At 47.6% G+C, this 23,964-nt stretch carries 21 protein-coding genes; 7 read left to right on the forward strand and 14 right to left on the reverse strand.

The window, feature by feature from the left end; all coding sequences use genetic code 11:
* Positions 1 to 607: 607 nt before the first annotated feature.
* Entirely contained in the window at positions 608 to 997 is a 390-nt protein-coding gene (locus tag AC3WRW_RS28600) for a VOC family protein (protein ID WP_492549612.1), read from the reverse strand.
* Between the two features lie 131 nt (positions 998 to 1,128).
* Positions 1,129 to 1,350 carry a hypothetical protein gene (locus AC3WRW_RS28605; RefSeq protein WP_492549613.1) on the reverse strand — a complete coding sequence of 74 codons (222 nt, stop codon included), beginning with the start codon at positions 1,348 to 1,350 and terminating at the stop codon, positions 1,129 to 1,131.
* 159 nt (positions 1,351 to 1,509) lie between these two features.
* Here AC3WRW_RS28605 and AC3WRW_RS28610 point away from each other — a divergent pair, with 159 nt between their 5' ends.
* Both AC3WRW_RS28610 and AC3WRW_RS28615 read left to right on the forward strand, forming a co-directional pair.
* Entirely contained in the window at positions 1,510 to 1,788 is a 279-nt protein-coding gene (locus tag AC3WRW_RS28610; RefSeq protein ID WP_492549614.1) for a hypothetical protein, read from the forward strand.
* Positions 1,789 to 1,928: 140 nt separating this feature from the next.
* Positions 1,929 to 4,079: a 5'-nucleotidase C-terminal domain-containing protein gene (locus tag AC3WRW_RS28615; protein WP_492549615.1), complete on the forward strand. Its 2,151-nt coding sequence runs from the start codon at positions 1,929 to 1,931 to the stop codon at positions 4,077 to 4,079.
* An 84-nt stretch (positions 4,080 to 4,163) separates the two neighbouring features.
* Here AC3WRW_RS28615 and AC3WRW_RS28620 read toward each other — a convergent pair whose 3' ends face one another.
* The gene (locus AC3WRW_RS28620) at positions 4,164 to 6,872 is read right to left on the reverse strand and encodes a response regulator (RefSeq protein ID WP_492549616.1); all 2,709 of its coding nucleotides are present in this window, start codon (positions 6,870 to 6,872) and stop codon (positions 4,164 to 4,166) included.
* 156 nt (positions 6,873 to 7,028) lie between these two features.
* Here AC3WRW_RS28620 and hisC point away from each other — a divergent pair, with 156 nt between their 5' ends.
* The gene (hisC, locus tag AC3WRW_RS28625; RefSeq protein ID WP_492549617.1) at positions 7,029 to 8,177 is read left to right on the forward strand and encodes a histidinol-phosphate transaminase; all 1,149 of its coding nucleotides are present in this window, start codon (positions 7,029 to 7,031) and stop codon (positions 8,175 to 8,177) included.
* Between the two features lie 83 nt (positions 8,178 to 8,260).
* Positions 8,261 to 8,728, forward strand: coding sequence for a large-conductance mechanosensitive channel protein MscL (gene mscL, locus AC3WRW_RS28630; RefSeq protein WP_492549618.1), 468 nt, complete (start codon positions 8,261 to 8,263; stop codon positions 8,726 to 8,728).
* A 73-nt stretch (positions 8,729 to 8,801) separates the two neighbouring features.
* Here mscL and AC3WRW_RS28635 read toward each other — a convergent pair whose 3' ends face one another.
* The 6 genes from AC3WRW_RS28635 to add all read right to left on the reverse strand — a co-directional run bounded on the left by AC3WRW_RS28635 (position 8,802) and on the right by add (position 15,527).
* Positions 8,802 to 9,563, reverse strand: coding sequence for a (S)-benzoin forming benzil reductase (locus AC3WRW_RS28635; protein ID WP_492549619.1), 762 nt, complete (start codon positions 9,561 to 9,563; stop codon positions 8,802 to 8,804).
* 41 nt (positions 9,564 to 9,604) lie between these two features.
* Positions 9,605 to 10,408 carry a DUF8832 domain-containing protein gene (locus AC3WRW_RS28640; protein WP_492549620.1) on the reverse strand — a complete coding sequence of 268 codons (804 nt, stop codon included), beginning with the start codon at positions 10,406 to 10,408 and terminating at the stop codon, positions 9,605 to 9,607.
* Positions 10,405 to 10,608: a copper ion binding protein gene (locus AC3WRW_RS28645; protein ID WP_492549621.1), complete on the reverse strand. Its 204-nt coding sequence runs from the start codon at positions 10,606 to 10,608 to the stop codon at positions 10,405 to 10,407. Before AC3WRW_RS28645 ends, AC3WRW_RS28640 begins: the two co-directional genes overlap by 4 nt.
* Positions 10,609 to 10,636: 28 nt before the next feature.
* Positions 10,637 to 10,966: a metal-sensitive transcriptional regulator gene (locus AC3WRW_RS28650; RefSeq protein ID WP_167064504.1), complete on the reverse strand. Its 330-nt coding sequence runs from the start codon at positions 10,964 to 10,966 to the stop codon at positions 10,637 to 10,639.
* Between the two features lie 81 nt (positions 10,967 to 11,047).
* Entirely contained in the window at positions 11,048 to 13,294 is a 2,247-nt protein-coding gene (locus AC3WRW_RS28655) for a heavy metal translocating P-type ATPase (protein ID WP_492549622.1), read from the reverse strand.
* Between the two features lie 1,180 nt (positions 13,295 to 14,474).
* Positions 14,475 to 15,527 carry an adenosine deaminase gene (add, locus tag AC3WRW_RS28660; protein WP_492549623.1) on the reverse strand — a complete coding sequence of 351 codons (1,053 nt, stop codon included), beginning with the start codon at positions 15,525 to 15,527 and terminating at the stop codon, positions 14,475 to 14,477.
* Positions 15,528 to 15,809: 282 nt separating this feature from the next.
* On the opposite strand from add, the gene AC3WRW_RS28665 reads away from it, so the two are divergent.
* Together AC3WRW_RS28665 and AC3WRW_RS28670 are read left to right on the forward strand one after the other, a co-directional pair.
* Positions 15,810 to 16,214 (forward strand): hypothetical protein, encoded by a 405-nt coding sequence (locus AC3WRW_RS28665; protein WP_492549624.1) that lies wholly within the window; start codon positions 15,810 to 15,812, stop codon positions 16,212 to 16,214.
* Between the two features lie 274 nt (positions 16,215 to 16,488).
* Complete coding sequence (locus AC3WRW_RS28670; RefSeq protein ID WP_492549625.1) at positions 16,489 to 18,381, forward strand: rhamnogalacturonan lyase; 1,893 nt, start codon at positions 16,489 to 16,491, stop codon at positions 18,379 to 18,381.
* Between the two features lie 69 nt (positions 18,382 to 18,450).
* On the opposite strand, the gene AC3WRW_RS28675 is transcribed toward AC3WRW_RS28670, so the two are convergent.
* Together AC3WRW_RS28675 and AC3WRW_RS28680 are read right to left on the reverse strand one after the other, a co-directional pair.
* Positions 18,451 to 19,293, reverse strand: a complete 843-nt coding sequence (locus AC3WRW_RS28675) for a helix-turn-helix domain-containing protein (protein ID WP_492549626.1) — start codon at positions 19,291 to 19,293, stop codon at positions 18,451 to 18,453.
* 31 nt (positions 19,294 to 19,324) lie between these two features.
* Positions 19,325 to 20,017, reverse strand: coding sequence for a DNA alkylation repair protein (locus AC3WRW_RS28680; RefSeq protein ID WP_492549627.1), 693 nt, complete (start codon positions 20,015 to 20,017; stop codon positions 19,325 to 19,327).
* Positions 20,018 to 20,137: 120 nt separating this feature from the next.
* On the opposite strand from AC3WRW_RS28680, the gene AC3WRW_RS28685 reads away from it, so the two are divergent.
* Complete coding sequence (locus AC3WRW_RS28685; protein ID WP_492549628.1) at positions 20,138 to 20,935, forward strand: Cof-type HAD-IIB family hydrolase; 798 nt, start codon at positions 20,138 to 20,140, stop codon at positions 20,933 to 20,935.
* Between the two features lie 103 nt (positions 20,936 to 21,038).
* On the opposite strand, the gene AC3WRW_RS28690 is transcribed toward AC3WRW_RS28685, so the two are convergent.
* Genes AC3WRW_RS28690 through AC3WRW_RS28700 form a run of 3 tightly spaced genes read right to left on the reverse strand, consistent with a single transcriptional unit; the run spans position 21,039 to position 23,937 of the window.
* The gene (locus AC3WRW_RS28690) at positions 21,039 to 21,959 is read right to left on the reverse strand and encodes an ABC transporter permease (RefSeq protein WP_492549629.1); all 921 of its coding nucleotides are present in this window, start codon (positions 21,957 to 21,959) and stop codon (positions 21,039 to 21,041) included.
* Positions 21,960 to 21,962: 3 nt separating this feature from the next.
* The gene (locus AC3WRW_RS28695; protein ID WP_492549630.1) at positions 21,963 to 22,880 is read right to left on the reverse strand and encodes an ABC transporter ATP-binding protein; all 918 of its coding nucleotides are present in this window, start codon (positions 22,878 to 22,880) and stop codon (positions 21,963 to 21,965) included.
* A gap of 37 nt (positions 22,881 to 22,917) precedes the next feature.
* Positions 22,918 to 23,937, reverse strand: a complete 1,020-nt coding sequence (locus AC3WRW_RS28700) for a hypothetical protein (RefSeq protein WP_492549631.1) — start codon at positions 23,935 to 23,937, stop codon at positions 22,918 to 22,920.
* Positions 23,938 to 23,964: the final 27 nt, after the last annotated feature.

Genomic DNA, 23,964 nt, shown 5'->3' on the forward strand with positions numbered 1-23,964 from the left:
CAGCGTTCGTCCTGAGCCAGGATCAAACTCTCCATAAAAGAAAATCTGACTTGCTCATTTGACTTGCTAGCGAGATTATTCAATCTCATTTAAAGTCGATTGTTCGACTGTGCTTACTCACTCGTTGTTCAGTTTTCAAAGATCAATTTCTTTCGCTCACTGCCGTGTTACCGAAGCAGCGAGAAGTAATATACCACAGCTCGTTCATCAATTGCAAGCACTTTTTTTCTTGGCAATTTCTGTCGTTGTCTGTCGGGAAATCCATACTATCATACGTTGCTGCTTGATGCAAGTCCACTCGTCATCCAAGGTGATTCGCCGTCCGAAGCAACGAGGTATAATGTACCATGCTCAGAAACCAATTACAACCCCTTTGGAAATGTTCCACAATTGCCACTGTTTCGAATGTTCCCGCAGGCCGCTATTTACATCATAAACAATCACTTCAATGAAAAAAGAGAACCACAGGCCGCTATTTAGCCCTTTTCGGCTTAGATTCAGCCATTTCAAAGGCAATAAGGCCCTGTAGTTCCCCGCTAATCCTGAAAGCAGCTCGTGTGACACAAATAACGCCCTCTAGTTCACCTATCCGCACAACTAAATCCAATTACCGCGTGGTTTGGAAAAATTCAATACGCTCTCCGTCTAATCCATCAAAGAAAAAGTACCTGGAACCATTCGGGAGCGTCGTGATTTCTTCATCCAACTGCTGGACGGCCAACCCTTTGATCCGTGCAAACTCCGCTTGGATATCATCAACCGTAAAAGCCAGATGATGAACTTTCCCCTCTTGAGGCAGCCCCGAGTTATAACCTTCAATAAGTTCGACTTCCGTTTCATTCAGCGCCTCGAAGCCCAGGAATGCAAGTCGGATGACTCCGTTCGTATGCAGCAAAGTCCCTTTGTGCTTAAGACCGATTACTTCTTCATAGAAGCGAATCGACGCCTCCAAATTGGCTACCATGACACCGACGTGTTCCATTTTCAAAACTGCCATTGCTTATAACCTCCTCACTCAACTCTCTTTATTGTATCGAAAAGAGCAGGCAAGGGCTATACCATTAAAGATTGTATCCAATAGAGTTGCTATGAGCCTCCCCCGAAAGCCTGTATCGGAAGATGCCGCAGCTAATCTATGTCGATCGTCTCGATCTCACCGTTTAGCGAATAGAGCGTAATTTCCTCGTTTGTGATATTGACCAAGCCAAGGTCATCGAAAACTTTGCGCACATTATCATTAGATAAATGCTTAAGGATTGTTTCCACAGCAATCTCCAGTTGGCCCTGATGTTTTGATTCGTAGAACATAAGAACCTCTTTTTCCTCGACCAGCATTTTCGTATGCAGCATAGAAGCAGCCCCCTCAATCTCAATGCCTCAATTGTATATATTGGAAATAAGGAAAGTGTAAGGACATTATTAGATATGTGTTAGGTTGAGAAAATTTGGCCTTAGATGCCTGAGTCGTTGTATACTGTTGGTAAGAGGGTTAGACAGGAGGGAACACACATGAGATTGCTAAAGCTTCTTCAAATCTACGAGGTGGATGGGATTACGCCCAAACACCGGTCAGATCGATTCGATTTCGATGAGATTCAAGGGCAGACTTTTCGTGAAATGAACCCAACTGAAGTCGGGGCGTCTATGATTCTATCCGGCATTCATCGCTATATCCCATTCAAAACAACCAGGGTTCAAGCCATAGATCGGGACGGAATGGATTTCCGGGTGCTTACTCGCAACACAATCTATCATTTCGAAGTCCATACCGACCGCAGAGCCACTTAACCTTTGGAGGGTTAGCGGCTTTTTTTGTTTATTTTTATAATAATAATTTCTTTACTTCTCTAAAACTACCAATTTCCTTTATACTAATAATTGGGCTATTTGACCAATGTCTTATTAATATAAGGGAGGCTTTCCAACTGATGAAAAAAACTTTGACAACCCGCCTTACTGCGCTCGCTCTTGTAACTGCTCTTACAAGCTCTTTTGCGGGCAGCATCGCTTTCGCTGAATCACCGGTAAACGCACCTTCCAACAAGATGAAATCCGATATGCGCCTAGCCATTGACAACGGAGTAGTCGAAGGTTACGGAGACAGCGACTACCGCGGTACAAACCCGGCTACACGTGCCGAAGTCGTTACGATGGTCAACCGGGCTGCCAAGCTGAAAAGTGCAGATCCCGCATCCGCCACTTTCAAAGATCTTGCCAACTGGCAAAAACAAGCAGTAGCCAATGCGGTTGCTGCGAAACTGATCAGCGGCTTTGCTGACGGAACGTTCCATCCGGATGCTGCGGTCACTCGCCAAGAACTTGCCGAGTTGATCGTTAAAGTAGTTACGGGCGGGCAATTGCCTAGCGTAAACGAGAACGTTTTGAACTACTTCAAGGATTCCGCTTCTATTGCGAAAGAATCCCGCCCTTATGTCGCGTACGCGGTTATCAGCGGAATTTTCACTCCGACGCTTGACGGCAACTTCAACCCGACTGCTGCAGTTACGCGCGATGAAGTAGCTAAGGCGCTAAAACCGGTTTTATTTAAAGTTGTTGATATTTTAACCACAAATGATATTCACGGAAAAATCGAAGTCGGCTTCGATAAAAAACGCAATCAAGATCAAGGCGGAATTGAAACGCTTGGCGGAATCGTCAACGATTTCCGTGCGGTTAATCCGGACGGAACGGTTGTTGTAGACGGCGGAGACGCTTGGCAAGGCACTCTCATTTCGAATACGACCAATGGTCAATCGGTCATGGATACGATGGCTCAAGTGAAGTACGATGCTGCAGCTATCGGTAACCATGAGTTCGATTTCGGTCGCGACGTACTAATTAACAACATTAAGAATGCCAAATTCCCTATTCTCGGAGCGAATATTATCGATACGGAAACAGGCAAACGGGTAGATTGGACACAGCCTTACGTGATCGTTGAAAAAGACGGCCTGAAAATCGGTATCATTGGCTTTGCCACTCCGCAAACAACGACAACGACAAAATCAACGAACATTGAAGGCCTTTCCTTCGTGGATCCGGTTCCAATGGCTAAAGAATTGTCCGCTGAACTGCGCGCTAAAGGCGTTGACATCATCATGGTCACTTCCCACCTGCCGGGTGAACAGAACCAAAAGTCCGCTGAAATCATCAGCGAGCTTGCCGATCTGGCAAACGGCACAGGCAACGGTACGCTGGATGCCATCGTTGGTGGACACTCCCACATGCGCGTAGCTGGAATCGTGAACGGCATCCCTGTAGTTGAAGCGCAAAGCTGGCTGTATGCGGTTGGTCATATCCAACTGTTCGTAGACAAAGCTACCAAACAAGTCGTTTCCTCGAACGCAAGCTTGCTTGAAACGTACACGAACCTAACGACGGCAGACGCGAAAATTCACCAAACGGTTGAAGAATACAAGACGAAGATTTCGGAGAAATCAAACGAAGTTGAAGTCGTTGTCGCCGATGCGCTTAACCGCAAATCCTTCCGTTTTGCTGATAACGGCGGCGTAGAGCGCGATGGTGCGTCACAATTAGGCAACAGCATCACAGACGCTATGCGCGCTTCTGAGAAATCCGACATCGCCTTCACGAATATCGGCGGTATTCGCGCAGATGTAGATAAAGGCGATCTGACCTATGGCAAAATGTTTGAAGTATTCCCATTCGGCAACTACAATGTGACTGGTACAATGACGGCAGAACAAATTAAAAAGGCCCTGGAAGTAACCGACAAGTATTCAAATCTTCCGGCCATTCAATTCTCCGGCCTCAAAGTAGAGTGGGACAGCACGAAGCCGCTTGGCGAGAAATACTCCAAAATCACATTGGTAGACGGCACACCGATCTATGTGGACGGCAAGTTCAATACAGACCGTACATTTAAAGTAACGACGAATGATTTCATGGCAACAGGCAGCGGCGACGGCTTTACGGTATTTGGCGAAGTGAAAGATTGGAAAGATGGCGCAATCATGCTTGATGCATGGGTAGATTACGCGAATTCCTTGAAAGCAGCCGGTAAAGAGCTATCCGTTGAGGACGACGGACGCGATGTGCGGTTAGATCTAAAGAAATAAGCACTTATTCATTTATTAATTAATCCCATTAAATAAAAAGGCCTTTGATCCATCCTTTTCAGGAGAAATCAAAGGCCTTTTTGATTAAGCCAGCCAAACCCGCATAATGGACAGCAATTGACTTAGATTAAGCGGTTTGCTGATATAGTCGGAAGCGCCTGCCTGCAAACAAATGTCGCGGTCCTGTTTCATAGCTTTGGCCGTTATCGCAATGATCGGCAAATGCTCGAAACGGGCATTTTTTCTGATCATGCGCATGGCTTCATAGCCATCCATAACCGGCATCATCATGTCCATAAGGATAAGATCGATCTGCGGTTCCTTCTGCAGAATAGCCAGGCATTCCTGACCATTATGCGCAACGATGACGGTCATCCCTTCATTCTCAAAAGCGTTGCTTAATACAAAAACATTGCGGACATCATCGTCAACGACGAGCACATTCCTCCCTCGCAGAATGCTGCTTGTCTCTGTCAGCTGGACGGAATGCACATCCTGTATCTCCTGAGAAGACTCATAAGCTGCTGCCGCTTCTTCCCATGCCGTTTGAAATTCACTTACGGAAGGTTCCAATGAGGGGATATAGACCGTAAAAGTACTTCCCACCCCCTCTTCGCTGCTCATCCCAATGCTCCCGCCCAGAAGTCCGGCCAGCTCGCGGGAAATCGACAGGCCAAGGCCCGTCCCCCCGTACTTCCGGTTCGTCGTGCCGTCCGCTTGACGGAAGGGCTCGAAGATAAGCGCCTGTTTGTCAGGAGGGATCCCGATCCCCGTGTCGCTAACCGAAATCGCGAGGACTTGATCATGCTTCACCGAAGGCAGGAATCTGGCGATTTGATCGGCCTTGCATAATTCAATACCCACATGCACGCTTCCCTCGTGCGTAAACTTGAAGGCATTGGATAGCAGGTTTTTTAAAATTTGACTCAGCCGCTGTTCATCCGTATAGAAGTGCTCCGGCACATTCATATCCTGCTCAATGTGCAGGACAAGATTGCGCTGCTCGGCCACTTTGGCAAATTGGCTGCGGATGAGCTTAGGAAGCTCTTTCATGTTCAGTTCTCCGACATGAATATCCAGCTTGCCGGCTTCCACTTTCGATAAATCGAGGATATCGTCAATGAGCAGCAGCAGATCGGTCCCAGAAGAATGGATCACACGGGCATATTCCTGTTCATCTGTGCTCAAGTTGCCCAACTTGTTTTCCTGCAGCATTTGGGACAGAATCAGCACGCTGTTAAGCGGCGTACGAAATTCATGAGACATATTGGCCAGAAATTCCGACTTATATTGAGAGCTCATCTCCAGTTGAACGGCATGTTCCTCAAGAGCTACTTTGATGCTTTCGAGCTCCTTGGATCTCTCCTCTGCCACTCGGTTATGCTCCTCCAACTGTTCATTCGTCATGTGAAGCTCTTCCTGCTGGCTTTGGAGCTCTTCCGTTTGAATCTGCAGCTCTTCGGTCATGAGTTGATATTCCTTCAGCAGCCGCTCCACTTCCGCACGCGTTTGGACACTATGAACAATCGTTCCAAGAACATCAAGAATATCGTCAAGCAGTTCCAACTGCTGATGCGTAAACTTATTTAAACTGGCTAATTCCATAACGGCAATGACTTCTTGGTTATGCAGAATCGGCACAATGAGCACGCTTTGCGCTTTTACGGCGCCGAGTCCGGTCGTTATTTTGACATAATGATCAGGCACATTCATAAAATGGAACATTCGCTTCTCCAGCGCGCATTGGCCGACAAGCCCTTCCCCCAAGTGAAACCGCTGAATGCCAATGTCATCCGGATGTTCCATCATCATGGCATAGGCAGCTATTTTCTCCAGCGCAACCTTCTCCATGTGTGTGGAACGCAAGTAAAAAAGGCCGAAGGATGCACCGAATAGCTCAGCGGCTTTACTGATAAAAGTGGAGCCTAACGTTTCCATATCCGATATGCCTTGAAGCACATGAACCACTTCCGCCAACTTGCGCTGCTGCCACTCCATCTCCTCATGGTTGTCCAACAGCATGTTCGTAGCGTCCGCAAGGTCCTTCACCTCATCGTTCATCGTGACATGGATGCGCTGCGTGCGGTCTCTTTTGAATGAGCTTAATTTCAAAATACTTTTGGTCACCTGCTTAATCGTCCCGACAATCGAGTGCGAGATCACAAGCGCTGCGGTTAAAGTTATAATAAGCAGGATCGTTAGCATGATAAGCAAAGATCTCGTGAACATTCTGTTTTGATCGTCCAGGAGCATGGCTCTATCCTTCGTAAGCCCGATTTCGATATTGCGGAAACGATCGAGCTGGGAGCGGATATCCTCGACATTTTGCTTGCCCAGGTAAAAATCATACGGATTGACGGAATCTGAGCCTGAACCTGCGCTCTTTTTCAGAAGAGGAATGGTTGATTCGCTAAGCTGCCTAACCCAGCGCTCTATCGACGTCTTGATTCCTTGCAAGCTCTGCTCCTGCACAGCGTTTTCTTTGGTGAGCTGACTCAGTCTCATGTAGGATTGCCGCCACTTGGACTCTCCGTTGTTGTAAATATCCAGACTGGCGGGGTCCTCGGTCAGCAGGTATCCGCGTTGTCCGCTTTCCATATCCATCACGTATTTTTCGATGTTGTTGATTTCAGTGTGGACGGCAAAATCATGCTCAATGATATAGTTTCTATCCTTTTGCATCGAGGTAACTTGATTAATCACTAACGTAAATACAATACTTATACAAACGAAAATGAAAATGTAGCCAAGCATAATTTTGGATCGGATACCAAACCTCTTCTTTTTCACCATCCGTGCCGAGTCCACTCCTTAAATCGAATTCCGCCTCTCTTTGTATTATACTACTCTCCCAAAAGTTGGGATATGGGGTATTTTTTCGCTTTACTACTTTACCAAGTTAATGTATTATTTAATTAAAGTAATTATTTATTTTCGAGGAGTGATAACATGAGCAACCGCACAACTGACAATATACGTCCGCGCGGCGTTCTGAACCGCATGAAGCCTTACTCTCCAGGGAAACCCATCTGGGAAGTTCAGCGGGAATTAGGCATCGAGAAGGTCACCAAGCTCGCTTCCAATGAAAATCCGATCGGTCCGTCTCCGTTAGCCGTCCAAGCCATTCAAGCCTATTTGACAGATATTCATCGCTATCCCGACGCAGACACGCTTGATCTCTGTGCGGCCATTGCAAGCAAGCTTGAAGTTGCGCCAGACCAGGTCCTTGTCACGAACGGTGCCGACGAGCTCATTACGCTCCTTTCCGAGACGTTCTTAGAGGAAGGCGACGAGGTCATCGTGCCGTCTCCAACCTTCAGCGAGTACGAATTCGGCGCGAATCTGATGGGGGCACACATCGTACAGGTGCCGCTCGGCGAAGATTACCGTTATGAAATTGAGGATCTATTGGCTGCGGTAACGGACAAAACGAAACTGCTGTATATCTGCTCACCTAACAACCCGACGGGCACTTATATGAAAAAGCAGGATTTATACGCGCTAATGGATCAGCTCCCTCCGCATGTTTTGGTCATTTTCGACGGGGCTTACAGTCACTTTGTAACTTCAGACGACTATTGCGACGGGCTGGAACTCGTGCGTCAGGGATATCCGCTGATCGTCACGCAGACTTTCTCCAAAGTTTACGGTTTGGCCGGTATTCGTGTAGGTTACGGCATCGCTTCGGCAGCTATTTTGCACAATATCCGCCAAGTCAAAGAGCCGTTCAACGTAAACGCCTTGGCACAAGTCGGCGCTGTAGCCGCCATTCAGGACGATGCCCATCTGGAAGCGACACGGGAAATGAACGCGCTCGGCAGAGAGCGGTTATATGAAGATCTTCAGGAGCTGGGATTCAAATTCACGCGCAGTATGAGTAATTTCGTCCTTGTAGAGCTTGGGCCTGACGCGAAATCCATCTATGATCAATTGATGCGCAAAGGCGTTATTCTCCGGTATGCCGGCGCTTGGAATTTGCCCCATCATGTAAGAATTTCAATAGGGACGCCCGACGATCATCAAGTGCTGATCGACGCGCTCCGAGAGGTGCTTCAGGAATCCAAGGAACGGTTGGCTCTATCCACTCAGAAAGATTGACAAACTGCGAGCGTAGAGCGCATTGTTTGACAGCGGTAAAATATGCTACAATGCTAAAAATCGCTGTTTCTTGGAGGTTCGCTATGCTGAAGGAATTTAAGGATTTTGCTTTTAAAGGGAATATGGTCGATCTCGCCGTGGGGGTTATTATCGGTGGGGCTTTCGGGAAAGTCATTACATCCATCGTCAATGATGTGATCATGCCGCCTATCGGGCTGTTGCTGGGCAGAGTGAACTTTAATGAGCTTTTTATCTCCTTGAATGGTAACCATTACAACAACCTCGCTGAGGCTGCTGCTGACAAAGCGCCTGTTCTGAAATATGGGGCATTTATTTCTACCTTTTTGGACTTTTTAATTGTTGCCGCAGTCATTTTTATCGTTGTCAAACAGCTGTCCAAGTTCCGCAAAAAAGAGGAGCCGAAAGAAAAAGCACCTGCGACAAAAGCTTGCCCGCACTGCTTGTCGGATATTCCAGCGCAAGCAACGCGCTGCAAATTCTGTACGTCGGAGCTTGCCTCGGGTCCTTCGGTATCGGGAAGCATTCAGTAGATTAGAGAATGCCGCAGCCACACATAGAATAAAAGGAGTTAAGCGCATACCTTGCCGCTTAACTCCTTTTTATTTACTGCGGTGCCATGCCCTTGGTGCGCAGATCGGCGACTTCGCCCTGCGCGAACGCATCTCCCTGCAGCAGCTCCAGCAGCCGCGCCGCTGTAGATTCGGGCGACTGCAGCCCGCCGCTCGTATGCAGCTCCACGAACCGGCTATGCTGCGGGAAGTCCGCTTCGGATGCAGCGCGAATTTCCCGCTGCATCCCGGTATCGACCACCCCCGGTGCGACGGAGATCGCCTCCACCGGGTAGGGCTGGTTCGATTGCTCGACGCCAATGCAGCGCGTCAGCATGTCGATCCCGGCTTTGGCGGTGCAATACGCTCCCCAGCCGGGGTAAGGCTTTTTCCCCGCGCCCGAGGAGATCTGGACGACCCGCTTCACAACCGGCAGCGCCTGCGTCTGCCGGATGAAGCTGTTCGTCAGCAGCGCGGGCGCGACGAGATTGACCTGCAAGCTGCGCTGCAGGTCCTCCTGGTCAGCTCGGCCGATGAACGTCATCGGGGCGAGCTGGCCGGCGTTGTTGATCAGCGTGATCGCATCCGCTCGATCGACAAGGCCGAGGATTCGCTCCATCAGCGAATCCAGGCCGTCCGTTTGCGCCAAGTCGCAAGCATGAAAGGTGTATGCACCTTTCATGCTCAGCGCCTCTTGGCGGAGGCTTTCGCTTTCGCCGCGCGATACGCAGTGTACCGCGGCGCCCTGCTGCAGGAGCTGCCGCGCAAGCTCGGCTCCGAGGCCTTTGGAGCCTCCCGTGATGATATAGGTTGGCATGAAGGATGTTGGCTCCTTTTTAGATAGAAATGAGATCTCGTTTAGGGGACGTTAACGACGAAGGGAACCGTGAACACTTTGCCGCCGCGCTGAAATTCTCCCCAAATTTTGTAGACGCCGCTTTTCGGGAATGTTGTCATGAACTTCGCCTCCGGCCCTTTGGACTTCTCATCCGTCGGATGAACATGCAAATATTGATCCGCATTGGCGTCCAGAATGACCACGTGCCCTACTGCGCCTAAGTACGGCTGCAAGTCCTGAATTGGGGCTTTTGTAACAGCATCCTTGAACGTATAAGTTAAATTGAGCTCCATACCCGCCATGAGATGGTCGATATTTAAAGTAACCTCATTACCGTCAACTGTTCTGGTCAATGTACGGTCAGGCTCAATGAGAGCAGCGGGGGCCTTCTCCCCTTGTACAGTCAAGGAATAGCTCTTGACCGTTTTCTCTTTGCCGCTAGGCAGGAAATCCGCAAAAAGTCGATAGTCGCCCCCGGCCGGAAACTTCGTTGAAATCGTAAAAAGCCCATTTCCTTTATACTCCGGGTGCAGATGGCTGTAGTAGGAAAGATCCTTGCCCACAGCGATAAGATGCATCTTCTTCTCATGATTCAGGTCAAAATCGTTGACCGGCTTACCATTCATATCTTGGATTTGAATCGTAACCGTCGTCTCTTCTTTGGACTTCGCCGGTGATGCGGCCACTTGGAAGATCGCCTGCACTTGCTCCGCGCTTCCCGCCTCATGGCCCCCACCGTGTACAGAGTGATCCGTGGTCTGCGATTTCCCGCACCCGCTTAGAACAAGCGCCAATGACAACACGATCAGTCCGCTGAATCTCATTGCACGACGTCATACCCTTGCTCTTCGATGGCTTCTTTGATCGCTTCAACCGTCAGCTTGCTCTCATCGTATTCCACTTCCACCATTTTGCCGGCTAAGTTTACTTTCCCTACAGCACCAAGTTCTTTCATTGCTTTCTCGACGGTATTCACACAGTGATTGCAGGACATTCCTTCTACTTTTAAAATAATGCTGGACATTCGCTTTCACTCCTTTAGTTTAGTTTCGTTATTTCATTAGGGTGTTCATCGTTTTAAGCAGTTCATCGACAACATCCATGTCGCCTTCTTGAATGCGTTCGACGACACAGCTTTTGAGATGGCCGGCGAGCAGCAGCTTCCCAACGCCATTGAGCGCCGATTGAATCGCGGCAATTTGATGCAGTACGTCATCGCAGTACGTGTCTTTCTCAATCAAACCTTTGACACCGCGGACTTGACCTTCGATGCGGTTCAGCCGCTTGGTTAAATCCGCTTTGAGCTTATCGGAATGATGACTTTTCCGCTCCTGTCCATCCAAGCTGCAATGGTTCACTTCCGTGTCCAATTCCTTATTCATTGGGCTATCTCCTTTGAGGGCTATTTACTATTTATCATACCCCCATCCCGTATATTGTCAATCTTTTGGATTGTACATGACTTAAATTTTAACCTTTTGCAGCCTAAGGGCATTCAGCACTACCGAGACTGAGCTTAGCGCCATGGCGGCTCCCGCTACCCAAGGTTCAAGCAAGCCTAAAGCGGCGATTGGAATGCCGATTGTGTTGTAACCGAGCGCCCAGAACAAATTTTGCTTAATATTGCGCATCGTCCGTCTGCTCATTTCGATGGCGTCGGAAATGGAGGTCAGATCGCCGCGCATCAGCGTCACATCCGCTGCCTCCATGGCGACATCGCTGCCCGTTCCCATCGCCATGCCGGTATCCGCCATCGCCAAAGCAGGCGCATCATTGATGCCATCGCCGACCATCGCGACACGGAAGCCTTTCTCCTGCAGCTTTTTGACCTCGGCCGCTTTCCCTTCCGGCAAAATCTCCGCCAGCACCTGCTTGATTCCGGCTTGCTCGGCAATTGCTTTGGCCGTGCGCGCATTGTCGCCGGTGATCATTATCACTTGGATGCCCATTGCCTCCAAACGGGATACCGCCGCCTGCGACGTTTCTTTGATCGTATCGGCTACCGCTACAAAACCGGCATACGCGCCGTCGATAGCTGCCAGCATGACGGTTTTGCCATCGCGTTCCAAGCGTTCCATATCCGGCAGCGCACTGGCGATATCGATTCCTTGCTCGGTCAGCAGTCTTCGGGTGCCGATGAGGATCTGACTGCCTTCCACCTCGGCTTCCAAACCATAGCCCGGAATTGCCTTAAAGGCGGCAGCGTCCGGCAAGGACGGAATCGACGGCAGAATGCCTTGCACAATTGCTTCGGCGAGCGGATGCTCCGAATTGCGTTCTGCCCCTCCGATCAAGCGGAGGAAGGTCTGCTTATCCAGATGCGTCTGCACATCTGTAAGCTGAGGCTTCCCTTTCGTCACTGTCCCCGTTTTATCCAACACGACTACATCAATGTGATGGGCTGCCTCCAGATGCTCGCCGCCTTTGAACAGGATGCCTAATTCCGCGGCACGGCCGGACCCGGCCATAATCGAAGTCGGCGTTGCCAAGCCAAGGGCGCAAGGGCAGGCGATGACGAGAATGGCGATCGTTTTCTGAAGTGCGCCTGCGAAATTAGCCGGGTCCAGCCAGAAGTACCAAAGAACGAAGGCGATAACGGCAATCCCTACGACAATCGGGACAAAAATCCCCGAAATCACGTCAGCCACACGCTGAATCGGCGCTTTCGACCCCTGGGCTTCCTCAACTACTTTGATGATTTGGGACAGCACCGTGTCCCGGCCCACCTTGGTCGCCTGCATCCGCAGTACGCCGTTCTTATTCAGCGTTGCTCCGATCACTGTATCGCCTTCCCGCTTTTCAACCGGCAGGCTTTCCCCCGTCAGCATTGACTCATCAACCGAGGAATGCCCTTGTAAAACCGTCCCGTCAACCGGAATCTTCTCGCCCGGCTTCACGATGACGATATCCCCCGCAACCACTTCTTCGAGCGGGATGCTGAGCTCTTGCTCTTTCTCGCCGCGGATGACCCAGGCTCTTTTGGCCTGCAGGCCCATCAGAGATTTAATGGCTTCGGAAGTCCGCCCTTTGGCGAGCGCCTCGAACCATTTCCCAAGAATGACGAGTGTAATGAGGATCGCGCTAGTTTCAAAATACAACTCCGGCGCGTGGCTATGCCCGCTTTGCCCCGCCCACTGGACCGTTACGTACAGGCTGTAAAAGTACGCAGCCGAAGTTCCCAGCGAGATAAGCACATCCATATTGGCGCTTTTATTGCTGAGCGCTTTATAGGCTCCGATGTAAAATTGCCGTCCGATAATAAATTGGACCGGAGTCGCGAGCGCCAACTGCATCCATGGATTCATCAAAATCTCCGGCAGCCAAATCCAAGACGTAAAAGAAAAGTGGCTGACCATCGCCCACAATAATGGAAAAGAGAGAATCGCTGAAATCCACAGCTTCTGCTTATGCTTCTGAATTTCTTTCGCCCGATGCTCGCCTGTTGCGGCTTGTTCTTGTTTGCGCGCCGCTTCGTATCCCAGCTTGGCGACTCGCGCTTGCATATCGTCCGGCGTTACTTCGGAAGGCTGGTACACAATCCGTGCCGTTTCCATGGCCAGATTGACCGAAGCCTGCGATACACCGGGCATTTTGCTCAGCCCTTTTTCAATTCTCGTCGCGCATGCCGCGCAGGTCATACCCGTAATATCGAAATCAACCGTAGCGGTTGATCCGCTTGCCGCTTGCTGTCCTGCAGCTTCATTGCTCATATTATTTTCACCTCGCAGTGGATTGTTTATGTTTGCCGTTCATGTTTATATAGTATACCCCCCTACCCTATATTGTCAAGTGGTACTCGAATGATTTTTGATGCACAGCATATGCAAAAAAGAGCGCAGGCCTTCGTGTGACGGCCGATAGACCTAATGGCTATGCCCTGGAATTCCATGAATGGACTAATGGCCATTCCAGAATTCCATGAATAGACTAACGGCTATGTCTGGAATTCCATGAATGGACTAATGGCCATGTCCGGAATTCCACGAATGGACTAACGGCCATGTCCGGAATGCAGCCGATAAGTGCGGTTTTACCGCTCGGATTGGCCTCTCACTATTTAGTGGGAACAATAGTCCTCTATTTGCCTTACAAGCAACCCTTTCACAATTTTGAGGGCACGCTGTTCCGCTATTTTGCCGATAGAGCACGATGTGATGGCTGCTTGGGGGAATTAAAGCCCTATAGTTCCGTCTGTGGCCTACAAGCGGCATGTTTTGCTCAAATAGTGTCCTGTAGGTCCCCTTCACATGTAAAAAGGCAGAGCCAAAATTGGAACGTGCGAGAATGGAACAATATCCTGGACATTTCTATGACTTGTGGATATCCTTCTGTGCAGTTATACTTCCGCGGTCAAAATAGAGGAAAAATCCCCCTCTAATTCGACTGCAGATGCTTGTCAGATTCATTTAGCAGGAAAAACTCCCTCTTCTTGGGCCGATTTCATTACGATTCCCGGAATCCGATCAACACAACGGGAGTTTTTTCTTCTAATATCCCTCAGAGGTCATCATTCAAGCAATTTAGAGGGAATTTTTCCAGTTACCTTCCTCCGCGTTCTTCGTAATGCTTGGTTTTGGAACCATCCTGCATCTACCTATGGGACAGCCTCTTATTCTCCGCTCACCTTAACTCTCTGCCGCATCCCACATTTTCCGAGTACCCAAAGACGTAATACGTCAGTCGCCTACAGGCCCTCATTGGACGAAATCCAATGAAAACGCCTTGCACACGTGTTATTTCTTCTTATCGTTGGAATCCATCCAACGAGTCTGAACCTCTGGGACAGCTCCTGCATAATTTCCTAAACAACAAAAAAACTGCCCCCAAAGTAGATTTCTCTACTGGGAACAGCCTCTATCCCATGCTGTAGCTTCACTCCATCGAGCTATTTCAATTCAACAAATTCATCCCTAAGCTGTGTATTTCAGCCTCCATCTCCCGCCGCAGCGACATTTTATCGCTTTCTTCCATAAAAGCGGCATCTACCCCGTTCATGACAAGCTTCACAAGCTCAAGCTCCGTGAAGCCAAAGCGGTCGGACAGCACGCGGTATTCATTGGTGATGTTCGTTCCCGACACGCTCGGATTGTCCGTGTTAATGGTGACGAGGAGCCCCTGATCCAAATATTCGCGTATCGGATATGCTTCCCAACCGGAGACGGCCTTCGTTTGGATATTGCTGATCGGGCACATTTCCAGCGGGATGCGGCGGCTTTTGACCATTTCCAGAATGTCGCTGTTCTCCTTCAATCGAACGCCATGCCCGATGCGCACAGCGCCTAGATTCGTGACGGCTTCATACACATTCATCGCTCCCGCGGCTTCTCCGGCATGAATGGTGACGGGGATACGCAGCTTGCCCGACTCCGCAAAAACCTCACGGAACCATTCCGGCGGATAAGACGCCTCATCACCGGCCAAATCGACGGCGACTACGCCTTTGCCAACATACTTGGCGGCCGCCCGGATTACTTCCAAGTTGCTTTCGCAGGAATGATTTCTCATGCAAATCGCAATAACGCCGGCTTTTACGCCGAAATCCCGCTGTCCGCGCTTCATCCCTTCAACCACGTAATGAATGGTTTCTTCCACGGTCAAACCGTTTTCGCGGTGCAGCTGCGGGGCAAAACGAACCTCCACATACTTGCAGTTTTGCTCGGCCGATTGCTGAGCGACCTCATAGGCAACCCGCTCCAACGCTTCACCCGATTGCATAAAACGAGTCGTGAAATCAAATTTGCTTAAATATTCGATGAGGCTGCCGCATTCCTCGCTTACACGCATATGTGGAATTAATTCATCTTTATCGTACACAGGAAGATCAATGCCTTGATCCAGAGCAAGCTCCAGAATGGTTTCCGGCTTCACGCTCCCGTCCAAGTGCAAATGAAGATCAACTTTAGGCAGTCGCGCGAGCCAATCGTATGTTAGATTATATGCCATATTCTATCATTCCCTTCGTTGTTTTAAGTTGAAAACAAGCATCATACGCCGTATGCCGTAAATAATAATTTTATTAACTTTAAAACAATGTTACTTATATGTCAATATATATAACAAAAATATTTTCTACCTACCATATACGTAATATTTTATGACACAAATAAAAATTTCGCGTTTATTTTTTCAAAGGCTGCTGACTATTTATAATGAACTGAACCAAGTAATCCTTCATAAAATGAAATTGGTCATTTGACTAATTCATCAAAATGTGGAGGTTAAAAAATGTTAAGTTTTCACGCAGAACGCCAAATGATTCCTCATCCAATCCTTTTGGAGGCAAGACAAATTGCTTCGAATCAAATTTTATTGACATATGATAAGCGAGCTGATTTTGCGTCAGCAACAAATGTTTCGAATTATTGGATTAGAAGTAATATGGGTCCTGTCGGTATCGCGAGCGTAGGAATGAAAGATGCACTTACAGCTGAAAACGCTATACGCCCCGATATGGCAATGATAACGCCTGCTGACAATTCCATGATGAGATACGTCTTGACATTTAGGGTAAATGCGATGTCCGGCATAATGTATACTGTACTTCCTTGTTTTGTTAACTTAGAAGGCATGTCTGGATTTAGAGGAGAAAACTGGGCTCCTTTCAGCAAAAATATGTTTATTGGCATGTAAATCAGACCCTTGTACCGAGACTTAACTTATCCGCCCTTTCAATGGGCGGTTTTTATTTGCTTCTAGTCAACGTTATTTTTTTCAAAAAGCAGTATTGTGCAGAAAGTTAGCCATTGTCTGCATTAAATCCCTATTCCCCACAAGGTATAATAAAGCCACGATGCTCTTGTAAGCGCATCCATGACGAATAATAAGGAGGTCATCTTGGGGTGTGCCGACGCACCCGTGAACATGAATAATTTTTAAACGATTTGACTCCAAGGAGGTTGTAGAAATGTTTAAAAATGCGAAGCGTTTCGTTCAAACAGCTTGCACCATCGCGCTCGGCTCTCTCCTTATTTCATCCTTCGTCATCCCGGCGCCTGCCGCACATGCCGCGGTACCCAGACAAATGGAAAAGCTGGACCGGGGACTGGTAGCCGTCAAGGTAGCAACGGGCGTTCTTGTCAGCTGGAGACTTCTGGGCACGGAAGCAGCCGCTACATCATTCAACGTATACCGCAATGGCGTAAAGCTGAATGCCTCCCCTATTACAACTAGCACAAACTATCAAGACAACTCAGGAACGACAAGTTCCAGCTATACGGTCCGGGCCGTCGTAGGCGGCGTCGAGCAAGCTGCATCCGCTGCCGTGACCCCCTGGGCAAACAATTATCTGGACGTCCCGATTCAAAGACCGGCAGGCGGTACAACGCCAGACGGCGTAAACTATACTTACAATGCCAATGACGCGAGTGTGGGCGACTTGGACGGCGACGGACAGTATGAAATTATTTTGAAATGGGACCCCTCGAACTCCAAGGACAATTCGCAAGATGGCTATACCGGTGAAGTGTTCATCGACGCTTATAAGCTTAACGGAACCCTGCTATGGCGAATTTCTATGGGGAAAAACATTCGGGCCGGCGCTCACTATACGCAATTCATGGTCTATGATTTGGACGGCGACGGGAAAGCCGAAATTGCGATGAAAACCGCAGACGGCACGAAGGACGGCAAAGGCACATTTATTGGCAGCTCAACCGCCGATTATCGAAATTCTGTGGGCAGAGTGCTGAGCGGTCCTGAGTATTTGACCATTTTCGAAGGGGCCACTGGCAAAATTCTGACCACGACCAACTACGATCCGCCTCGGGGCACGGTAGGAGATTGGGGCGATACGTACGGCAACCGCGTAGACCGCTTTCTGGCGACAATCGCCTATCTCGACGGGGAAAAGCCAAGCTTGGTGATGGCCCGCGGCTATTACACGCGCACGGTATTAGTGGCGTACAACTGGCGTGGCGGAACGCTCTCCAAACTGTGGACGTTTGACACCGACACATCCGGAAACTCGGCCTATGCAGGCCAAGGGAACCACAGCCTGACCGCGGCCGATGTCGATGGGGACGGCAAGGATGAAATCGTGTACGGCGCGATGACCGTGGACGACAACGGAGCAAAGAAATACAACACGGCATTAGGGCACGGCGACGCTCTGCATGTAGGCGATCTTGATCCGAACAACCCGGGACTGGAAGTTTTCAAAGTCATGGAGAACACAAGCGCCACATATGGAGCCGCTGTTTGGAATGCAGGCACTGGCGCTATACGTTGGGGTGTGAATACAGGCGCTGACACCGGCAGAGGTATGTCCGCCGATATTGATCCGAGATATGCAGGCGAAGAGGTTTGGGCAAGCAACGGTGTTGGATTGTACCAAATCAACGGCACCAAAATCAGCTCAACCGCACCTTCCTCCATCAACTTCGGCATCTGGTGGGACGGCGACGTATCCCGTGAGCTGCTTGATCATAATTGGGATGGCACCAATGGCGTCGGCAGAATAGACAAGTGGAATTACACCAGTCTCAATACAACGACTCTATTAACCGCAACCGGCACTCTTTCCAACAATGGCACCAAAGGGACTCCTAGTTTGCAAGCCGACATTTTGGGAGACTGGCGTGAAGAGGTTATTTGGCGGAAGTCGGATAACACTGCGCTGCGCATCTATGCAACCCCTTACGAGACCAGCACGCGCCTTTGGACTTTAATGCATGATCCGCTTTACCGTCTGGACATCGCCTGGCAAAATGTGGCCTACAACCAACCGCCGCATACCAGCTACTTCCTGGGAACTGGGATGGCGGCGCCAACGCAGCCGAATATTTATGTAACTCCATAAAGTCAATAAAGGGCTATCTCAAAGGTCATCAAGACCGGAGTGATAGCCCCTTTCTATTATGCGGCCCCATTAATTCGTCGTAGGGAGTTTATGTTTTCTAAAAAAAGCCGGTGGCGTGCCATAGAAAGCAGCAAACTGCCGGGAAAAGTAAAACGGATGGTTAAACCCGACCTCCTCGGCGATTTCCGCAATCGTCAGCGACGTCGTTTCCAGTAGCTTTTTGGACTGTCTGAGACGGATCTTGTTCAACATTTCCATAACCGATTCGCCCGTCTGTATTTTGAATAAGTGAGCGAACCTGGAAGGGGACAGATTAACTATAGCCGCCAACTCCGGTACGTTAAACGGCTCTTTATAATGCTGCGATATCAGCTTTATCGTGTTTTCCACGCGCGGATCCATGGGATGCTGTGTTTCCTGGACGTTTTTGGATATCAGGAGGAGGATTTCCTCCAAGGCATTTACAGCCAACCTCTCCGAAAACAGATGGGATTCTTCATTATACCGGATCAGGCTAGTGAAGGCCCCAGCGAGATGCTGCCATTCTTGTTCGTTCTCAAAACGGGCAAAACGGATTCCCTTAACGGCTTCAGGGAGCTGCAGCAAAGGCAGCCAATCTTCTCTGGGAACAAAATGACACCAAAAAAATTCCCATTCGGTGTTTTCCGGAGTGCCATAATAATGCGGCGTACCCGGCGTAATTAACGTAATTTCACCTTCGGGACATTCGCAGGTTTCATGGCCGTTGTGGAATAAACCTTTTCCGTGCAAGGTCATGGTGAGATAAAAATCCTTCGTTCCTTTCGACCGCTTAACCCGGTAGCCAAACGGCTGCCGGTACCGGCCGGAAACTAGTTTTCCAGGGATCGTCGTGCGGTTCTCTTGGGCAGAAAAACACATAAATTCCGACATACGTTGGATTCCCCCAATTCCTAGATATAAACTAGTATATCGCACTTTCCTTCCGCTGAATAACCTTCAGCGCTTCCCGTACGCTGAGCGGCGAAAGCTCGGTCTCGGCGACAAAAGCCTGCACGGCGGCAGCGTCCGTTTTCGAGTATTCCCGCAGCGCCCAGCCAATCGCCTTGCGGATGAAAAACTCATTGGACTCCGCCATTCGCCGAATGCAGCCGAACAGAAGCGGCACATCTGTGCGCTGCTTATACTTCAGCTGGAACAAAATAGCCGTCCGCTGCAGCCACATATTACCTGAAGCGAGCCATTTCTCCACATAGGCCGGAATGAGGTCCGGATATTTCTGCAAATGAACGCCGATCAAATGGTCAGCTATCGTATCCACGGTGTCCCACCAGGAATTCGTCACGACCATGCGTTCCAGCACCTCAATGTGCTCCTTCTCCGCATCTTTGCGAAGCTGAGTAAGCAGCAGCAGCGCCGTGTAATGAAACTCCCGCTCGGGCAAGGCCCAGAGCTCCTCCGCCACTTTCACGCCTTCGGCCCCTTTGGGATAGCCGTGCTCTTTCCAAAACTGCTTCGTCAGCGCCACGCGCTGCGGATTGCGAATGCCGAGAAACGGGAAATGGTTGCGCATATAAGCGGCCATCGCGGCTGCGTCGGTCTCGCTGCTGTGCGCTCTCAGCAAAGCTTCCAGCTGATTCGTATAGGGTGATGTCATCGTTTACACGCCTCCTTTTAAACTACGAGCTATTGCTTTATTCTAGCAATTCCGCTTTGATTCGGGTATGCTTATAGCAGAATTTTTATATAGACTACCTATCGGAACGGAGAGGAACACATGACTTACAAATTAGTAGCATCGGATTTAGACGATACGCTTTTGCGTGATGACCTGACCATTTCCCAGGAAACGATTGATGCGATGCATCAAGCGGTTGCCCGGGGCGTGACGGTTACAATTGCGACAGGAAGAAGCTTTCCTTCCGCAGCCAAAATTGCCAACCAAATCGGGCTTAACGTACCGATCATTACGTATCAAGGCGCTTCGATCAAAAATCTCCTCGACGAGGAAGTCCTTTATGAGCGTATGGTACCGGTAGAAAGCGCCCGTTTCCTGCTCGATTTTTGCGAAAAGAGAAATCTCCATCTTCAGCTTTACCATGGCGACCAGCTTTATGCGGGAGAAGATAACGATAAAATCAAAAATTACGTGCGCCTTTCCAAAACGCCTTACATCATCGGCGACCTGCGCCAATGGATCGACATTCCTCAGCCGAAAATGCTGATCGTGGATAAACCGGAAGTTTGCGACCAACTCCGTGAGGAACTGCTTCCTTTGCTCGGCGATCAATTGCACATTACGAAGTCCAAGCCGCACTATTTGGAATTCATGCACAAAGAAGGCACCAAAGGTCACGCGATCGCCTTCCTGGCGAACCATATCGGCTGCACGCTGGAAGAAGTCATTGCCCTTGGCGATGCGTGGAACGACCGTGAAATGCTGGAAGTCGCGGGACTGGGTGTTGCGATGGATAATGCGCTGCCGGAGCTTAAAGAACTGGCTAATTATGTTACCAAAAGCAACAATGAAGACGGCGTTAGACACGTCATTGAGAAGTTTATTTTAAACGCGTAAGCGAGAGACCGGTTCCCTGCATGATGAACGATTATGCAAATAAACCACATTGTATAGAGGAAGCAATATAGTTTCCTTTGTACAACGTGGTTTTTTATGATATTTAGTCGGCTGTCACTGGATCTCTTTCGCAAAAAGAGTATAAGGCTATGACGATAAACAATGCTAAATATAAAGTAATGACACACAATGAGACCCACAACGTCCCATCGGCCAGTATTTTCTTACCCCCGAGCATATATTGATCCAATTTAAGATGAGGAATAAACGTGTATTTAAACCACGCATACTTCGAAAGTAAAAGTACGGATACGGCTCCGCTTATCCAAACTAACATGGAACTTATAATAGCAATGGCAGATTTCTTAAAGATGCATGAAAGCATAAATGAGATCGTTGCAACGAATATAATATATATTAAATTTGTCATACTAAGCTGCAAAATTTGAACAATTAAATTAACTTCAACTAAATTTCCGTTCTCAATAATAACATCTTTGTAATCTTGAGCTTGACCATCTATGAATATCGCTCCTGCAAGTAGTGAGGTTCCAAGCATTACCACTAAGAATAAAAAACTTTGTATTACAATTGTTATGTATTTGGCTAACCATAGCTTCCATCTTCTGAAAGGTGACACGAATAATTGATAAATGGTCCCATTCCTATATTCATCTGAAATAATGCTTGATGCTTGAGCAATCATAAAAATCACGAGAACGCCAGCATTATCTAAAACGGCCTTGGCATATTTCCAATTCCCCCATGTGTTGCAGGGAATATTTTTCTCCAAACAAGCTTTAAGCTTCGTTAATTCGTAGCCTGATTCATGCGCTTGTTCCATAATGGAGATTTTTTCCTCAGTGATTTGTTTCCAAGATCTACGATCTTGACCAGCATCATGACGCAAAAAAAGCAACGTAAAAATAATTATTATGATAATAAGGACTAGTGTCCTCAGCCTATATAAGTGCTTAATCATTTCATTATTAATTAGCGTGAACATTTGACTAGTGAACTTCATAAATCATCTCCCTACTATTTTCAAATATTTCTCTTCTAAATTTTCCTTCATTGGTATGGCCGCGACAATATCCACGCACAACGCTGCGCATTCGTTTAATATTTTTGAAATCTGCATTGGCGAAAGTTTTGCAATTATCGTTTTGTGTTCCTGATAAACAATACTGACTCCTTTTTCAGTAAGAATATGAGCTAACGCAGGTAATTTATTTGCATCTTTCAATTCAATTTGATATCGCGTTTCTTCCATTTGGAACAATTCATTCATACTCTCAATACTTAAGATCTTGCCTCGGTTAATAAAAACAACACGATCACACAAACTTTCCATATCGCCTAATGCATGGCTTGAAATAATGATGCTTACCCCTTTTTCCAATGCCAAGTTCTTTAAAATAGTACGCAATTCTTGAACTCCTGCCGCGTCAAGCCCATTAGTCGGTTCATCCAAAATCAACAAAGACGGTTGATTTAGAAGAGCAACCGCTAGTCCTAGCCTCTGATTCATACCCAATGAATAATGCTTAACTTTTTTCTTCATATTTTCTTCCATACCAACCATTATGATAATCTCTTCAATATACGTACGATCTACATTGGCATGATGATGAACATGTAAAAGTAGATTTTTATACCCGCTTAAGTGTTTATAAAATCTTGGCACCTCTATAATTGCCCCAACCTGACTCATAGCTTCTTCAAACTGGGTCGCAATGTTTTTGCCATTGATTTCAATAGCCCCCGATGTAATCTTTGATAACCCTAACATCATCTTCATAAGCGTCGTCTTGCCTGCTCCGTTTGGACCAAGCAATCCTATTATTTCACCTTCATGCACTTCGAAATTCACACGATCAACCAAGGTCTTTTTTCTAATTATTTTAGTAACATTTGTTAAACAGACTCTATTCGGAACCTTCATGATCTCGTCTCCAATCTAATCTTTTCCGTTACTGTAACTAAAATTTTAGATCGTCCAGATTCATTTCTTTTACTCCAGATATGATTTGCTGAGAGAAGTCTTCCCAGAATACACCGGAAGAATAATTAAATTGCAGTGAAAATGAATCCCTTGCTGGTTCATAGGTCATTTCACATTTAATGAGTTCCAACTCATTTACAATGTTACTATTTCCTTCATTCCTTTTATTTAGATCAAGTAAAGAAGCCAGCTCATCAGTATTCAAACAAAGATGCATCGTTTGATTTATCGCATCAATATGAGCAATTTGCCTTTTATCTGATGTATATAAGGTCAAATATTTGAAGTTGGGAATTCCAACACTCCATTCAGATGAGTAAGGAAATTCGTTGTGTGCGAAAAACTTATAAATGCTTTTGAAGCCCTCAATTTCTCCTTCTAATACACTTGTATTAAATCTTCCTTTCTTGCCGAAAGGAGAATAAACATGATTAATCGGAAGATTTAATGTGTAAGCAATGCGATTATCAAAAATAACTTCGCGACTTAATAACTGTACCTCATTAGAAAAAAGTGTTATCCCACGAGGAATATGCTGTGATTCACAAATTTGGATAAAGTCAGCGTGTCCCTCTCTTTGCCCAATTAACTTAGCCTCCATATTTTTGAATACCTCTTTACAAGGTTGATTGAGTGCAACAATATAGCTTGAAAAAGGATCCAATGCACTAAGATTTTTCGTCATTTCAAGAGACCCTATTACATACTCTACTTCGCTTATAATAGGTATGAATCTAATATAGTCTGACTCCTCTAATAACTCATGAAATAATAGTGGTATTTCTTCAGGAATATTGGGGCTTAAAAACGTTAACTCGTTGTATTCTTTTATTGTTGTATTCATATTTTTTTTGAGCCGGCTTACGATTCTTGATTCATTTCTTTCCGTGTCTGTATGATAATGAAGCTTATAGTTCGTTGAATAGAGGCAAAGTACTTCGAGCAAATTTTCCGTTAATTTAACATCAGTACCTTTATAGTTATAAAAGCTTAGCATCTCATTCTCCTTGACTTCAAAGTATAT

Source organism: Paenibacillus sp. FW126-R14 (assembly GCF_058789495.1).

Excerpts from the sequence above, each read along its gene's own strand:
- AC3WRW_RS28600 (WP_492549612.1), bottom strand. The coding sequence starts at position 997 with ATGGCAGTTTTGAAAATGGAACACGTCGGTGTCATGGTAGCCAATTTG.
- AC3WRW_RS28605 (WP_492549613.1), bottom strand. The coding sequence starts at position 1,350 with ATGCTGCATACGAAAATGCTGGTCGAGGAAAAAGAGGTTCTTATGTTC.
- AC3WRW_RS28610 (WP_492549614.1), top strand. The coding sequence starts at position 1,510 with ATGAGATTGCTAAAGCTTCTTCAAATCTACGAGGTGGATGGGATTACG.
- AC3WRW_RS28615 (WP_492549615.1), top strand. The coding sequence starts at position 1,929 with ATGAAAAAAACTTTGACAACCCGCCTTACTGCGCTCGCTCTTGTAACT.
- AC3WRW_RS28620 (WP_492549616.1), bottom strand. The coding sequence starts at position 6,872 with ATGGTGAAAAAGAAGAGGTTTGGTATCCGATCCAAAATTATGCTTGGC.
- hisC (WP_492549617.1), top strand. The coding sequence starts at position 7,029 with ATGAGCAACCGCACAACTGACAATATACGTCCGCGCGGCGTTCTGAAC.
- mscL (WP_492549618.1), top strand. The coding sequence starts at position 8,261 with ATGCTGAAGGAATTTAAGGATTTTGCTTTTAAAGGGAATATGGTCGAT.
- AC3WRW_RS28635 (WP_492549619.1), bottom strand. The coding sequence starts at position 9,563 with ATGCCAACCTATATCATCACGGGAGGCTCCAAAGGCCTCGGAGCCGAG.
- AC3WRW_RS28640 (WP_492549620.1), bottom strand. The coding sequence starts at position 10,408 with ATGAGATTCAGCGGACTGATCGTGTTGTCATTGGCGCTTGTTCTAAGC.
- AC3WRW_RS28645 (WP_492549621.1), bottom strand. The coding sequence starts at position 10,608 with ATGTCCAGCATTATTTTAAAAGTAGAAGGAATGTCCTGCAATCACTGT.
- AC3WRW_RS28650 (WP_167064504.1), bottom strand. The coding sequence starts at position 10,966 with ATGAATAAGGAATTGGACACGGAAGTGAACCATTGCAGCTTGGATGGA.
- AC3WRW_RS28655 (WP_492549622.1), bottom strand. The coding sequence starts at position 13,294 with ATGAGCAATGAAGCTGCAGGACAGCAAGCGGCAAGCGGATCAACCGCT.
- add (WP_492549623.1), bottom strand. The coding sequence starts at position 15,527 with ATGGCATATAATCTAACATACGATTGGCTCGCGCGACTGCCTAAAGTT.
- AC3WRW_RS28665 (WP_492549624.1), top strand. The coding sequence starts at position 15,810 with ATGTTAAGTTTTCACGCAGAACGCCAAATGATTCCTCATCCAATCCTT.
- AC3WRW_RS28670 (WP_492549625.1), top strand. The coding sequence starts at position 16,489 with ATGTTTAAAAATGCGAAGCGTTTCGTTCAAACAGCTTGCACCATCGCG.
- AC3WRW_RS28675 (WP_492549626.1), bottom strand. The coding sequence starts at position 19,293 with ATGTCGGAATTTATGTGTTTTTCTGCCCAAGAGAACCGCACGACGATC.
- AC3WRW_RS28680 (WP_492549627.1), bottom strand. The coding sequence starts at position 20,017 with ATGACATCACCCTATACGAATCAGCTGGAAGCTTTGCTGAGAGCGCAC.
- AC3WRW_RS28685 (WP_492549628.1), top strand. The coding sequence starts at position 20,138 with ATGACTTACAAATTAGTAGCATCGGATTTAGACGATACGCTTTTGCGT.
- AC3WRW_RS28690 (WP_492549629.1), bottom strand. The coding sequence starts at position 21,959 with ATGAAGTTCACTAGTCAAATGTTCACGCTAATTAATAATGAAATGATT.
- AC3WRW_RS28695 (WP_492549630.1), bottom strand. The coding sequence starts at position 22,880 with ATGAAGGTTCCGAATAGAGTCTGTTTAACAAATGTTACTAAAATAATT.
- AC3WRW_RS28700 (WP_492549631.1), bottom strand. The coding sequence starts at position 23,937 with ATGCTAAGCTTTTATAACTATAAAGGTACTGATGTTAAATTAACGGAA.